Below are 12,811 nucleotides of genomic sequence, written 5' to 3'. Positions count from 1 at the left end.
GCGAGCAGGCCGCACGCCTGCACTCCGGGTCAGGCCCGGCCCATCTCCTGGGCGAGGCGCTGGAGGCGGGCGATGCGCTGCTCCGTGGGCGGATGGGTCGAGAACAGCTGGCCCATGCCGCCGCCGCGGAAGGGGTTCGCGATCATCATGTGCGCGGCGTCCTGCAGCTCCTGCTCCTGCGGGAGCGGGTGCGCGGCGACGCCGCCGGAGATCTTCTGCAGCGCGGAGGCGAGGGCGAGCGGATCGCCGGTGAGCTCGGCGCCGTCGTGGTCCGCCGAGTACTCGCGCGTGCGGGAGATCGCGAGCTGGATGAGCGTCGCGGCGAGCGGGGCGAGGATCATCGCGAGCAGCGCGCCGATGATGCCGCCGCCGCCCTGACGATCGCGCCCGCCGCCGAACCAGAGGGCCATCTGCGCGAGCGAGGTGATCACGCCCGCGACGCCCGCGGCGACGGAGCTGGTGAGGATGTCGCGGTTGTACACGTGCATGAGCTCGTGGCCGAGCACGCCGCGCAGCTCGCGCTCGTCGAGCAGCTGCAGGATGCCCTCGGTGCAGCACACGGCCGCGCGCTTCGGGCTGCGCCCGGTCGCGAAGGCGTTGGGCTGCTGCGTGGGCGAGATGTACAGGCGCGGCATGGGCTGTCCGGCCTGGTCCGCGAGGTCCTGCACGATGCGGTGCAGCCCGGGCGCCTCCTGCGGCGAGACCTCGCGGGCGCGCATCGAGCGGATCGCGATGGTGTCGGAGTTCCAGAAGCTGATGAACGTGCCGACCAGGCCGATGAGCGCGAAGATCCAGATGAAGTTCCCGCCGAGCATGTAGCCGACGGCGAGCAGCACGCCCCAGAGCACGCCGAACAGCAGCGCTGTCTTCACGATGTTCATGACGCTGCGTCCCACGGCTTCTCCTTCGTCGGCCTCGAGAGGTGTGCTGGGCTGAGGTGCGGTGCTCAGGTGCGGTGCTGAGGTGCTGTCCGGCCCCGCCACACTATGTGCGTCCCCTGGGGGCACGGCGGGGGTCTGCTGGTGGAACGCTCCACGCCGGCCCCGCGTTCCCCGTCCGGGCCGTGATGCGGGCGACATCACGCCCCGTAAGCTGTGGCTCGACCCCGTGCCGCTCCCCGACCAGTGCTCCCTGGAGGCCCCATGCCCACCGCCGTGCTCGGCATCGATTCCTCGACCCAGGCGACCAAGGCCGTCCTCGTCGACGCGGAGAGCGGCGAGGTCCTCGCCGAGCAGCGCGCGCCCCATCCCGGCGGCACAGAGGTCGATCCCCGCGCGTGGATCGACGCCCTCGGGACGGCCTGCGAGGGCCTCCTCGAACGGGCCGACGCCGTCTCCGTGGGGGGCCAGCAGCACGGCATGGTGCTGCTCGACGGGGACGGGGAGGTGGTGCGCCCGGCGCTGCTGTGGAACGACACCCGCTCCGCCCCGCAGGCCGCCGCGCTCATCGAGGACATCGGGGGCGCCGCAGCGACCGTCGACCGCATCGGGTCCCTGCCCGTCGCCTCCCTCACCGCGACCAAGCTGCGCTGGATCGCCGAGAACGAGCCCGAGTCCCTGGACAGGGCCGAGCGCGTGCTCCTGCCCCACGACTTCGTCTCCCGCCGTCTCTCCGCAGGCGGCGACGCCTTCTTCACCGACCGCGGGGACGCCTCGGGGACCGGCTACTACTCGACCCGCGAGGAGGGCTGGGACCACGAGCTCCTGCGCCTGGCGACCGGCGGGCGCGACCTCGCGCTGCCCGAGCTGCCGGCCGCGCCTCAGCAGGTCATGGCGCGCACCGCCTCCGGCGCGGCGATCGCCGCGGGCACCGGCGACAACATGGCCGCGGCCCTCGGGCTCTCGCTCGGCCCCGGCGACGTCTCGGTCTCGATCGGCACCTCGGGCGTGTGCGCGATGGTGAGCGATGCGCGCCCCGCCGACGCCTCCGGCACCGTCACGGGCTTCGCCGACGCCACCGGGCGCTTCCTGCCGATGGCCACCACGATCAACGCGGCCCGCATCCTCGACTTCGCGCGCGAGCTGCTGCAGGTGGACTTCGCGGGTCTCGCGGATCTGACACTCGCCTCGGAGCCCGGGGCGGGCGGCGTCACCCTGCTGCCGTACTTCGACGGCGAGCGCACGCCCAATCGGCCGACGGCCCGCGCCACCCTCCAGGGCATGTCGACCGCGACCACGCGCGGCGACATCGCCCGCGCCGCGGTCGAGGGCCTGCTGTGCTCCCTGGCCGACGGGATCTCGGCGCTCGAGGATCTCCTGGGCGACTCGCTGCCGGGCGGCCGGGCGCGCAGGATCGTGCTGATCGGCGGCGCCGCGCAGAACGAGGCGGTGCGCCGCCTCGCACCGGCGGTCTTCGGCCGCGAGGTGACGATCGCACCGGAGGGCGAGTACGTGGCGCTGGGCGCCGCCCGGCAGGCGGCCTGGGCGCTCACGGGCGACGACGAGCCCCCGGCCTGGGAGATCGCCGGCGGGCGCACTCTCACGGCAGAGCCCACGCCGCAGGTCATGGACGCCTACCGGCAGCTCAAGGAGCGCACCTCCGAGTGGACGTGACGGGTCCTGCTCCCCGGGATCTCCCATCCGGCGCCGGGTCGCGCCCATAGACTCCTCGCACCGTCCGTGCGACGAGTCGTCGAAGGAGACACCATGCCGTTCCACAGCCCCCGCCCCGACGTCGAGATCCCCGATCTGACGCTGTACGACCTGCTGTTCACCTCGCTCTCCCCGGAGGACCTGGAGAAGGTCGCCGTCGTCGACGGCGCCTCGGGAGCCGAGACCACCTACGGCGCCCTGCGGGACCAGGTCGACGCGGTCGCCGGCGCGCTCGCTGCGCGCGGCGTGGGCGTCGGGGACGTCGTGGCCCTGCACTCCCCCAACTCCCCCGCCTTTGTCGCCGTCTTCCACGGGATCCTGCGCGCGGGCGCCACGGCGACCACGGTGAACGCGCTGGCCACGGGGCACGAGGTCGCCGTCCAGCTCGAGGACTCGGGGGCGGGGACCCTGCTGACCGTCTCCCCTCTGCTGTCCGCAGCGGCGGAGGGCGCCTCCGCGGCGGGCATCCCCTCCGAGCGCCTGATCGTGCTCGACGGCGCCGAGGGCCATGACTCGCTCGCCGACCTGCTCGCCTCCGGCGCCCCAGCGCCCGAGGTGTCCGTGGACCCCTCGACGCATCTCGCGGTGCTCCCCTTCTCCTCGGGCACGACGGGGCGGCCCAAGGGCGTGATGCTCACCCACCGCAACCTCGTCGCCAACGTCGCCCAGTCGGCCGACCTCGTGGGGGTCGGGCCCGACGACCGCGTGCTGGCCGTGCTGCCCTTCTTCCACATCTACGGGATGACGGTGCTCCTGGATCTCGCCCTCCTGCAGCGCGCGACCCTGGTGACGATGCCGCGCTTCGACCTGCCGGAGTTCCTGCGGATCGTGCAGGACCAGCGCTGCACGTTCGTGTTCATCGCCCCGCCGATCGCGGTCGCCCTGGCCAAGCATCCGCTCGTCGACGAGTTCGACCTCTCGGCCGTCACCGCCGTGTTCTCCGGCGCCGCGCCGCTGGACGGGGAGGTCGGCGGCGCCGTCGCCCGCCGCCTGGGCTGCTCGGTGCGCCAGGGATACGGGATGACCGAGATGAGCCCCGTCTCGCAGCTGATCCCCGCCGGGAGGGACGACCTGCCGCTCAGCAGCGTCGGGATCACCGTCCCCAACATGGAGTGCATGCTGCAGGACCCGGCCACCCGCGAGGAGATCCCGGTGCCCTCCACCGGCGTCAGCGAGCCCGGGGAGCTGTGCTGCAAGGGACCCAACGTCATGATCGGGTACCTCAACAACGAGCAGGCCACGTCGCTGACCATCGACGAGGACGGCTGGCTGCACACGGGCGACATCGCGACCGTGAGCGCCGAGGGCGTGGTCTCCCTCATCGACCGGCTCAAGGAGCTCATCAAGTACAAGGGCTACCAGGTCGCGCCGGCCGAGCTCGAGGCGACCCTGCTCGCCCACCCGCAGATCGCCGACGCCGCCGTCGTCGGCGGTCGGGACGAGGCAGGCGAGGAGATCCCCAAGGCCTTCGTCGTCCTCCAGGAAGGCGCCGAGCTCACGGAGCAGGACGTCATGGACTTCGTCGCGGGGCGCGTCGCGCCCTACAAGAAGGTCCGGCAGGTCGTGATGATCGATGCGATCCCGAAGTCCTCGAGCGGCAAGATCCTGCGCCGGAACCTGCGGAGCGCCTGAGCAGCGGTGCGGGCCCGGAAAGCCTGAGGTGGTCCCCGGGCCCGCGGCGGCGAGGATCTCGACTCACTCGACGAGCTTGCCCTCCGAGGAGTCGTCGGACGGAGCCTCGACCAGATCGCGCAGGTCCTCGGGCACCTCGGGCAGCGGCTCGAACACCACGCCGTCGTCGGGGCTCCACACCATGTTCCCGCGCAGCTGCGGGTCCTGGTCCGGGAAGTCCGCGCGGTTGTGGCAGCCGCGGGTCTCGCGCCTCTCGATCGCGGACTCGAGGGTCGCGCGGGCGGCGAGCAGGGAGCCGAGCAGGTCGAAGGCGTGGGCGAGGTCGTCGAAGCCGGCGATATCGGGATGCGCGGTGACCTCGAGGGCCCGCGTCTCGAGCTCCTGGATCTGATCGAGTCCCTCGCGCAGCCCGTCCTCGGTGCGCACCACGCCCGCGTGCGCGCTCATCACGTCGCGCACCTCGCGCTGCAGCCGCCGCGACACCTCGATGCCGTCGCCGGTGAGGAAGGCGCGGATCTCCTCGTGGGCGATCTCGACGGCCCGCGGATCGCGCTCGATGCGCGTGCGCTCCCGGGCGTACCGGGCGGCCTCGGCGCCGGTGATCCTCCCGTAGACGAGCAGCTCGATGAGGGAGTTCCCGCCCAGGCGGTTCGCGCCGTGCAGCCCCGAGGAGGCCTCCCCGATCGCGAACAGCCCGTCGACCCCGGTGCCGTGGTCCTCGGGGCGCACCCAGACCCCGCCCATCGAGTAGTGGGCGGTGGGCGCGACCTCGATGGGGGTGGTGGTGATGTCGAGCATCTGCAGGTCGATGAGGGTCCGGTAGACGCGCGGGAGCCTCTCGAGGATCTGCTCGCGCGGCAGGTGCGAGACGTCCAGGAGCACGCCCCCGCTCTCCGTGCCCCGGCCCTCGGCGATCTCGGTGAAGTTCGCCAGCGCGACCCGGTCGCGCGTGGACAGCTCCTTCCGCTCCGGGTCGTAGCGCTCCATGAAGCGCTCGCCGCGGGCGTTGCGCAGCACGCCGCCCTCGCCGCGCGCCGCCTCGGAGACGAGGGTGCCCGCGGCGTCCTCCGGCGCCAGCAGACCGGAGGGGTGGAACTGCACCAGCTCGGCGTCGCGGATGCGGGCGCCGGCGAGCGCGGCCAGGCGGAAGGAGTCCCCGGTGTTCTCGTCGCGCCGCGAGGAGGTGTACCGCCAGATGCGGGTGTGGCCGCCGGCGGCGAGGATCACGGCGTCGGCGTCGATCTGCACCTCCTGGCCCGTGACGATGTCGAAGCCGTAGGCGCCGAACACGGCGCCGTGCGCGACCAGCAGCCGGGTGATGTAGACGGTGTCGATGATCGGCACGTCGAGCTCGCGGGCGCGGCGCATGAGCGTGCGCTGGATCTCGAGGCCCGTGTAGTCGCCGGCGTAGCAGGTGCGGCGATAGGTGTGGGCGCCGAAGAAGCGCTGGGAGAGCCGGCCGTCGGCCTCGCGGGCGAAGGGCATGCCCCAGCGCTCGAGGTCCTCGATGCCGCGGGCGGCGCTGCGGGTGACGGTCTCGACGATCTCGGGGTCGGCGAGGAAGTAGGACTCGCGCAGGGTGTCGGCGGCGTGCTGGCGCCAGGAGTCCTCGGGGTCCATGGTGCCCAGCGCCGCGTTGATGCCGCCGGCGGCGAGGGTCGTGTGCGCGTCGTGGGTGCGCCGCTTGCCGACGGCGAGGACCTCGACGCCGCGCTCGGCGAGCTCGATGGAGGCGCGCAGGCCTGCGCCGCCGGTGCCGATCACGAGGACCGAGGTCGAGAGCAGTCGGGTGGGAGGTGCCGTGGGGTTCGCGCTCTGCGCCTGGTCGTCGGGGGTGGTCGCGTCATCGCTCATGCGGCCGACGCTACGGACGCTGCTTCCATAGCGCTAATGCAACTCCGGCGTGCCTTCGATACGCGAATCGCATATACCGTGGGCACCATGAGGATCGATCACCTGCAGGCCTTCGATGCCGCCGCGAGGCTGGGCACCTTCACGCACGCTGCCGAGGAGCTCTTCCTCACCCAGCCCTCGTTCTCCCGGAAGATCGCGGGGCTCGAGGCCGAGCTGGGCGCCCCGCTCTTCGATCGCGGCCGCGGGGGCGCCGCGCTCACCGCGGCGGGCGAGGCGCTGCTGCCGATCGCCCGGCGGATCCTGGCCGACGAGCGCTCCGCCCGTCGGACCCTCGACGAGCTCGCCGGCCTGCGCCGCGGGCTCGTGCGCATCGGCGCCCCGCCCACACTGTGCGTCTCGCTCGTGGCGGACGTGCTCGCCGCCTTCCACGCACGCCATCCCGACATCGAGCTACATGTGCTCGAGGCCGGCGCGCACACCCTCGCCGAGGCCCTCGAGGCGGGCGACCTCGACCTCGCCCTCACCGTGACCCGCGAGGACCGCCCGGGTGCCGACGAGGCGCGGCTGGTCCCGCTGCTGCGCGAGGAGCTCGTGGTGGTCGCGACCGCGCAGCGCCCGCACGACGGGACGACGCTGCCGGACGAGGTCACCCTCGCCGAGCTCGCCGCGCTCCCCCAGGTCGCCTTCAACCGCTCCTACGAGCTGCGGGCCTCGACCGACGCGGCCTTCGCCGCCCACGGCCTCACCCCGCGGATCGCCGTCGAGGGCGCGGAGATGGACGCCGTGCTGCGCTTCGTCGAGCGCGGGATCGGCGTCGCCGTCGTGCCCGCGATGGTGGTGCGCGGGCGCGCGGGCCTGCGCTCGGCACGGCTGGTCCGCCCGGCGCTCGAGCGTACGGTCAACCTTGCGCTGCGTCGTGACGCGCAGGCGAGCGCGGCGGCCGCGGCGATGCACGAGATGGTGCTCGCGAGCGTTCCCGCGATGGCGGGGCCCGGGGTCGTGCCGCTGCTGTCCTGACGCTCCGTCGGCCCGTCAGAGGCGGCTTCTCGCCTGCTTCTCGCGGCGCGAGAACCCGCGTTGCCGGTCGGCCCGCGCGCTTGGTCTGCTGAGAGCGTGACCTGAGTCGCAGGCCACGAGGAGCCCGCCCGTCGACCGGTCGATCACACCGCACCGACCTCCGGACTCCGACCCCGAGAACGACTCGATGAGGAGACGCCATGAACAGCACCGGATCCCAGGAACTCTCGACCGTGGAGAAGGCCCGCGCGAAGGCCCCGGAGGGGCGGAAGGTCGCGGTCGTGACCGGCTCGGCCCGCGGCATCGGCGAGGGCATCGCGCAGCGTCTCGGGCGCGACGGCCTGCACGTCGTCGTCGCCGACCTGCCGAGCATGCAGGAGGGCATCGACGCGACCGTCGCCGCGATCACCGAGGCCGGCGGCACCGCGACCGGCGCCACCGTGGACGTCAGCGACGAGGACTCGGTGGCCGCGCTCGTGCAGACCGCGGTCTCCGCCGGCGGCCACCTCGACGTGTTCGTCGCCAACGCCGGCATCGCGCAGGTCAAGGAGCTTCTGGACTACGACGCCGCGGACTTCCAGAAGATCCTCGACGTGAACATCACGGGAGTGTTCAACTCTTACCGCCAGGCGGCGAAGCAGATGGTCGCCCAGGGCCACGGCGGCAAGATCATCGGCGCCGCCTCGATCGTGGCCTTCCGCCCCTTCGCCTTCCTCGGCCCCTACTCGCTGACCAAGTGGGCCGTGCGCGGCCTCACCCAGGCGGCGGCCATGGAGTGGGCCGAGCACGGCATCACCGTGAACGCCTACGGCCCCGGCATCGTGGGCACCGCCATGTGGGACCTCATCGACGAGAAGCTCGCCGCGAAGAACGGGCAGAAGCGCGGCGAGGCGCTCGCGGAGAACGCGGAGTCCATCCATCTGGGGCGCGTCTCGGAGCCCGACGACATCGCACGCCTGGTCTCCTACCTCTCCGGCGAGGACTCGGACTACGTCACCGGCCAGACGATCCTCGTCGACGGCGGCATCCAGTTCAGCTGAGGTCCGCGCCTCCTCGGCCGCAGGGCCGAGCTTGACCCTGTGGTGACCACACCGTCTGGGGTGAGGGGACAGAGCCGGAACCCGGCCCCCTCACCCCAGGAGGACGCACCATGCGGTCCCTGCACAGTCCCCTCGTCCCCGTCCTCGGCATCCTCCGGGAGAACCGGCGCGCCTACCTGCTGCTGAGTCTCCTGGCCTACGGCCTCGTGCTCGTCGGCATGGCAGTCGGCGCGCTCTTCCCCGGGCTGAACGCCGCGAGCCTGGCCGACATGGAATCCAACGGATCCACGGCCCTCGCGAGCTCGCTGATGTCCACACCGCTGCTGTTCGCCCTCGTCATCTTCGCGATCAACGTGGGGACGGTGGTCATCGCCTCGATCTCCGTGCCCTCCCTGATCGTGCCCTTCGCGGGCATCGCGATCTTCGCCGTGCGAGCGCTCAGCATCGGCACATCCCTCGCCCCCGTCGACCCCACCGTGCGCACCACGCTCGTCCCGCACTCGCTGACCCTGCTCCTCGAGGTGCAGGCCTACGTGCTGGTCATGCTGGGCGCCTTCGTGCTGGGCAGGGCGTGGCTGCGCCCCGCGAGCGTGGGGGTCGAGCGTCGGCGCGATGGCTACCTGCGCGGCCTGCGCGCCCTCGGCGTGCTCCTGCTCCCGGCGCTCGTCCTGCTCGTGATCGGAGCCCTCTACGAGGCGTTCTCGCTCGCCTACCTGGTCCCGCTGATGCTGGGCCGGTGATGCCGGCGGGGAGAAGCGACCACGGGGAACGGCGAGCAGCCGACGGGCCCGCGCTCCGGGATCTCTCCCGGGGCACGGGCCCGTCGACTGCTCGGGTCAGCGGCTCACGTCGGCCGTGTCCGTCGTCCTCGTCCTCAGACCTCGCCCTTCTTCAGGGCATCGGCGAGGTACTCGGCCTGGCGGATCGCGAGCGCGACGATCGTGAGCGTCGGGTTCGCCGCCGCGCCGCTCGTGAACTGCGAGCCGTCGGAGATGAACAGGTTCGGCACGTCGTGCGCCCTGCCCCACTTGTCCACGACGCCGTCCTCGGGGCGCTCGCTCATGCGGCAGGTGCCCAGGTTGTGCGTCGAGGGGTAGGGCGGGGTGCGGTGGCTGGAGACCGCGCCCACCGCGTCGTAGAGCTTCTGCGACGTGGAGTAGGCGTGCTCGCGCATGGCCAGGTCGTTGGCGTGGTCGTCGTAGCGGACGTCCGCGACGGGCAGGCCGTGCTGGTCGGTGACCGTCGAGTTCAGCGTGATCGCGTTGGACTCCTGGGGCATGTCCTCCCCCACGATCCAGCAGCCGGCGGTGTTCTCGTACCCGTCCAGCAGCGCGGTGAACTCCGGCCCCCAGGCGCCGGGCTCCACGAAGCTCGCCATGAAGGCGGGCCCCAGGGAGATCGTCTCGATGTAGTAGCCGCCCGCGAAGCCGCGGGCGGGATTGTGCACCGACTGGTCGGCGACGAGCCCGGCCATGGTCTCCCCGCGGTACATGTGCACGGGCTTGTCGAACTGCGCGTACACGCTGCCCGTGAGGTGGCGCATGTAGTTGCGGCCCACCTGCCCGGAGGAGTTCGCGAGCCCGTCGGGGAACATCGAGGACGAGCTCATGTGCAGCAGGCGAGGGGTCTCGATGGAGTTGCCCGCCACGCACACCACGGAGGCGCACTGGCGGTGCAGCTTGCCCTCGGAGTCGAGATAGAGAACCGCGTCCACGCGTCCGCTGCGGTCGTGGAGGATCTGCGCGACGTGCGAGTCTGGCCGCAGGTCGAGCTTCCCGGTCTCCAGGGCCCGCGGGATCTCCCGCACCATCGTCGACCACTTCGAGCGGTTCTTGTCGCCCTGGAAGTTGAAGCCGTCCTGGACGGAGGCGGGACGGCCGTCGTAGGGCTCGGCGTTGGTGCCGTAGGGACCGGTCGCGTAGTGTTTCATGCCGAGCTTCTCGGCGCCGGCGGCGAGCACCTTAAAGTTGTTGTTCGCCGGCAGCGCCTTGCGTCCGCCGCGGTGGGTGGAGCCGATCGCGTCCTCGGCCCGCGTGTAGTACGGCTCGAGCTCCTCGAGGGTGATCGGCCAGTCCAGCAGGTTCGCCCCGTCGATGCGGCCGTAGGTGCTGCGGGGCGAGAACTCGTGGGCCTTGAAGCGCGGAGTCGCACCCGACCAGTGGGTGGTGGTGCCGCCGACCGCCTTGACGATCCAGGCGGGGAGGTTCGGGAAGTCCGTCGCCACCCGCCAGGAGCCCGAGGTGGTGCGGGTGTCGGTCCAGGCCATCTGGTTGAAGGCCTCCCACTCGAGGTTCATGTAGTCCTCGTTGCGCAGGTAGGGGCCGGCCTCCAGGAGCACGCACTCGATGCCCTGCTTGGTGAGCTCGTAGGCGAGAGTGCCGCCGCCGGCGCCGGAGCCGACGATGACGACGGGCTTCGCGTCGTGGTCGATGCTGGTCATCAGTTCTTCCTCCCGGATCCCACGCGCGTCGAGCGCGCCTTGCTCTGTCCTGCGGGCACGGCAGCGCCGCGCGTGCTGCGGGTGGACGCCGCCGTCGGCAGGTCGGAGACGACCTCCTGCAGCGGCTCGCCGTCGTACTCCTCGATGCGCGGGTCGGGCAGCCAGTCGAGGTCGTCGAAGCCGCGGTCGATGTACCCGCCCTTCTCGAACGAGGGCCCCTCGTAACCGACGGCCTCCCAGAGCTCCTCGTCCTCGTAGAGGTTCACGACGACGGTCTGGCGGATGAAGCCGAAGAACGTCGTGTGCTGGATGCGCAGCAGGATCAGGTAGGCCTGCTCCTGGGGCAGCTCGTGGAAGCGCCCGTCGGCCAGGCCCTGCAGGGAGTCCAGGCCCTGGGCGACCTTCGCCCGCAGCCACGCGCTCTCCTCGGCCTGGGAGAGGACCGTGTCGGCGACCCGTTCGTACGCCGAGTCGGGCACCGTCTTCTGGTGGGGGAAGGCGGCCTTGATGAGGGCGACGAGCGTGCGATGGGCCTCCGCGGTCCCCTCGACGTCGTTGACCGCTTCGCCGCAGTCCGATGTGCTCATGACGTGTCCTTCCTCCGGCGTCGTCGCCGGTGATCGTCGGTGATCCGAGACACACACTAGGAAGGCGGCGGGAGCCCGGGCCACGGGCGTTCTCGTCGGGCGAGAACGGGGGCCGACGGGCGGGTCGCGTCGGGGCCGGATCCTCGGGCGTGAGCGGCGGGGCCCGCCTTCAGCCCTGGTGACCGCCCAGGCGGTAGGCGCGGCCCGCCCGGGAGGCGCAGGCGCGCACGCGGTCCTCGATGTGGCGCGTGCGGCCCTCGTAGGCGCGCACCGGGGCGGAGACGGCGACCGTGCCGATGAGCATGCCGTCGTCGGCCTTGAAGGACGCGGCCAGGCAGTCGGTGCCGCTCTGGAACTCCTGGTGCTCCCAGGCGACGCCGCGCTCGGAGATCTCGTCGAGCTGGCGGCGCAGGACCTCGGGATCGGTGAGGGTGCGGTCGGTGTGCGCCATGAGGGTGCGGCCGGCGAGGTAGTCGTCGCGCTCCTCGATGCTGAGGGCCGCGAGCCCCACCTTGCCGAAGGCGGTCGCGTGAGGGCTCTCGTGGAATCCGAAACCCATGGGGCTCAGGCGCGGGGCCTGCGGGGAGTCCGCCACGAACACGACCACGAAGTCGGTGCCGCGGTGGATCGCGAGGTAGGAGGCCATCCCGAGGTCGCGGTGCATCGCGCAGACCTCGTTGCGCACCGCGCACGGGATCCCGAGGTCCTCGTGGAGGCCGACGGCGAGCCGGTGCAGCTGGTAGCCGAGCGCGAAGCGCTTCTCGTCCTTCAGGTGCACCAGGTAGCCGGCGCGGATGAGCTCCTGGGCGAGGCGGTACACGGTGGGCAGGGGGATGCCCGTGGCATCCGCGATCGCGCGCGCCGTGCTGCTGCCATGGGCCGCCACGGCCTCGAGCACCGCGAACGCACGGGGGATCTGACCTGCAGGAGCGTCCTCGTGGTGGTCCAGCGAGGCGTCCTCGCCCAGCCGCTCCGGAGCCTCGCCCCGACCTTCCGGGGCCTCGTCGCCCCGCTTCTGGTTGAACACCGTCGTCACCCGCTCATCCTCTCAGGTCCGCATCCCGGTGTCATACCGAGAGCACCGGCGACTCCCCCGTGCAGGCGCCTCCGAGCGCCGCTTGCCGAGTGTTCGCCCAGGCCTCGCCCTGCGTGAGCGGAAGCGGCGGACGCGTGCCCGACTGGGTCGTGCACGACAGGCGTTCCCTGCTGTCAGGGCGCGGCGCATCACGCCACGCACGTCCGACTCTTCTCGGATGTCGGGGTCTCGGGTTATCTTCCTGCCATCGAGGGTCGGAGGGAGCCCTGGATGCTGCGTCCGATGGTGGGCGCCGCACAACATCCTGCTTCACCGTTTTCCCTGTCCTACCTGCATCATCCCCTTTTCCTGCTGCCCGTTTCCCTGGGAGGTCCTGTGTCCAGAATCCAGCGACTGATGGCGCCGGTGGTCGCCGTCCTGATCGCACTTCTCGCGTCCGTCGCCCTCGCCCCCGCGGCGAGCGCGAGCACGCACCCGATCGACATCACCAGCTACAAGGTCTCCGACCAGGTGATCACGTGAAGCGCCCTGGGTTTCGTTCCGTGGTTAGGCGGGCGCGGTCGTCGTGGGGTGAGTGTAGGACGCTTCGACCGCTGCGGGGGTGCGGTAGTCGA

At 72.0% G+C, this 12,811-nt stretch carries 11 protein-coding genes; 6 read left to right on the top strand and 5 right to left on the bottom strand.

The genetic code is table 11. The annotated features are described in order from the left end of the window. Window positions 1-29: 29 nt before the first annotated feature. Complete coding sequence (gene htpX / locus ACFQ53_RS13260; protein WP_228359682.1) at window positions 30-881, bottom strand: zinc metalloprotease HtpX; 852 nt, start codon at window positions 879-881, stop codon at window positions 30-32. Window positions 882-1,142: 261 nt separating this feature from the next. Between htpX and xylB the strand changes: the two genes are divergently transcribed. Continuing rightward, a complete protein-coding gene (gene xylB, locus ACFQ53_RS13255) occupies window positions 1,143-2,552 on the top strand; it encodes a xylulokinase (protein ID WP_377860416.1) in 1,410 nt (469 codons plus the stop codon). Window positions 2,553-2,645: 93 nt separating this feature from the next. Next, on the top strand, window positions 2,646-4,223 hold the full coding sequence (locus ACFQ53_RS13250; RefSeq protein WP_377860414.1) for an AMP-binding protein: 1,578 nt from the start codon (window positions 2,646-2,648) through the stop codon (window positions 4,221-4,223). Window positions 4,224-4,286: 63 nt separating this feature from the next. Here the strand turns inward: ACFQ53_RS13250 and ACFQ53_RS13245 are convergent, their stop codons facing one another. Then, on the bottom strand, window positions 4,287-6,077 hold the full coding sequence (locus tag ACFQ53_RS13245; protein ID WP_377860412.1) for an L-aspartate oxidase: 1,791 nt from the start codon (window positions 6,075-6,077) through the stop codon (window positions 4,287-4,289). Window positions 6,078-6,164: 87 nt separating this feature from the next. Here ACFQ53_RS13245 and ACFQ53_RS13240 point away from each other — a divergent pair, with 87 nt between their 5' ends. The 3 genes from ACFQ53_RS13240 to ACFQ53_RS13230 all read left to right on the top strand — a co-directional run bounded on the left by ACFQ53_RS13240 (window position 6,165) and on the right by ACFQ53_RS13230 (window position 8,874). After that, window positions 6,165-7,094, top strand: coding sequence for a LysR family transcriptional regulator (locus ACFQ53_RS13240; protein ID WP_377860410.1), 930 nt, complete (start codon window positions 6,165-6,167; stop codon window positions 7,092-7,094). 200 nt (window positions 7,095-7,294) lie between these two features. Next, window positions 7,295-8,134, top strand: a complete 840-nt coding sequence (locus ACFQ53_RS13235) for an SDR family oxidoreductase (RefSeq protein WP_249479093.1) — start codon at window positions 7,295-7,297, stop codon at window positions 8,132-8,134. Window positions 8,135-8,244: 110 nt separating this feature from the next. Next, on the top strand, window positions 8,245-8,874 hold the full coding sequence (locus tag ACFQ53_RS13230; protein WP_377860407.1) for a hypothetical protein: 630 nt from the start codon (window positions 8,245-8,247) through the stop codon (window positions 8,872-8,874). A 134-nt stretch (window positions 8,875-9,008) separates the two neighbouring features. On the opposite strand, the gene ACFQ53_RS13225 is transcribed toward ACFQ53_RS13230, so the two are convergent. The 3 genes from ACFQ53_RS13225 to ACFQ53_RS13215 all read right to left on the bottom strand — a co-directional run bounded on the left by ACFQ53_RS13225 (window position 9,009) and on the right by ACFQ53_RS13215 (window position 12,197). Next, window positions 9,009-10,574, bottom strand: coding sequence for a GMC family oxidoreductase (locus ACFQ53_RS13225; RefSeq protein ID WP_377860405.1), 1,566 nt, complete (start codon window positions 10,572-10,574; stop codon window positions 9,009-9,011). Next, entirely contained in the window at window positions 10,574-11,161 is a 588-nt protein-coding gene (locus ACFQ53_RS13220; protein ID WP_152351889.1) for a hypothetical protein, read from the bottom strand. The genes ACFQ53_RS13225 and ACFQ53_RS13220 overlap by 1 nt, the downstream gene beginning before the upstream one ends. 169 nt (window positions 11,162-11,330) lie before the next feature. Beyond that, window positions 11,331-12,197, bottom strand: coding sequence for an IclR family transcriptional regulator (locus ACFQ53_RS13215; protein ID WP_377860403.1), 867 nt, complete (start codon window positions 12,195-12,197; stop codon window positions 11,331-11,333). Window positions 12,198-12,572: 375 nt separating this feature from the next. On the opposite strand from ACFQ53_RS13215, the gene ACFQ53_RS13210 reads away from it, so the two are divergent. Beyond that, a complete protein-coding gene (locus ACFQ53_RS13210; RefSeq protein ID WP_377860401.1) occupies window positions 12,573-12,719 on the top strand; it encodes a hypothetical protein in 147 nt (48 codons plus the stop codon). Window positions 12,720-12,811 lie beyond the last annotated feature (92 nt).

It is taken from the genome of Brachybacterium sp. NPDC056505 (assembly GCF_042794925.1).
In the GTDB taxonomy this organism is placed as follows: domain Bacteria; phylum Actinomycetota; class Actinomycetes; order Actinomycetales; family Dermabacteraceae; genus Brachybacterium; species Brachybacterium kimchii.
This window is presented reverse-complemented; position numbering and strand designations above follow the sequence as displayed.

What these genes read in the sequence shown, in the direction of transcription:
- htpX (WP_228359682.1), bottom strand. Translation starts at nt 881, where the DNA reads ATGAACATCGTGAAGACAGCGCTGCTGTTCGGCGTGCTCTGGGGCGTG.
- xylB (WP_377860416.1), top strand. Translation starts at nt 1,143, where the DNA reads ATGCCCACCGCCGTGCTCGGCATCGATTCCTCGACCCAGGCGACCAAG.
- ACFQ53_RS13250 (WP_377860414.1), top strand. Translation starts at nt 2,646, where the DNA reads ATGCCGTTCCACAGCCCCCGCCCCGACGTCGAGATCCCCGATCTGACG.
- ACFQ53_RS13245 (WP_377860412.1), bottom strand. Translation starts at nt 6,077, where the DNA reads ATGAGCGATGACGCGACCACCCCCGACGACCAGGCGCAGAGCGCGAAC.
- ACFQ53_RS13240 (WP_377860410.1), top strand. Translation starts at nt 6,165, where the DNA reads ATGAGGATCGATCACCTGCAGGCCTTCGATGCCGCCGCGAGGCTGGGC.
- ACFQ53_RS13235 (WP_249479093.1), top strand. Translation starts at nt 7,295, where the DNA reads ATGAACAGCACCGGATCCCAGGAACTCTCGACCGTGGAGAAGGCCCGC.
- ACFQ53_RS13230 (WP_377860407.1), top strand. Translation starts at nt 8,245, where the DNA reads ATGCGGTCCCTGCACAGTCCCCTCGTCCCCGTCCTCGGCATCCTCCGG.
- ACFQ53_RS13225 (WP_377860405.1), bottom strand. Translation starts at nt 10,574, where the DNA reads ATGACCAGCATCGACCACGACGCGAAGCCCGTCGTCATCGTCGGCTCC.
- ACFQ53_RS13220 (WP_152351889.1), bottom strand. Translation starts at nt 11,161, where the DNA reads ATGAGCACATCGGACTGCGGCGAAGCGGTCAACGACGTCGAGGGGACC.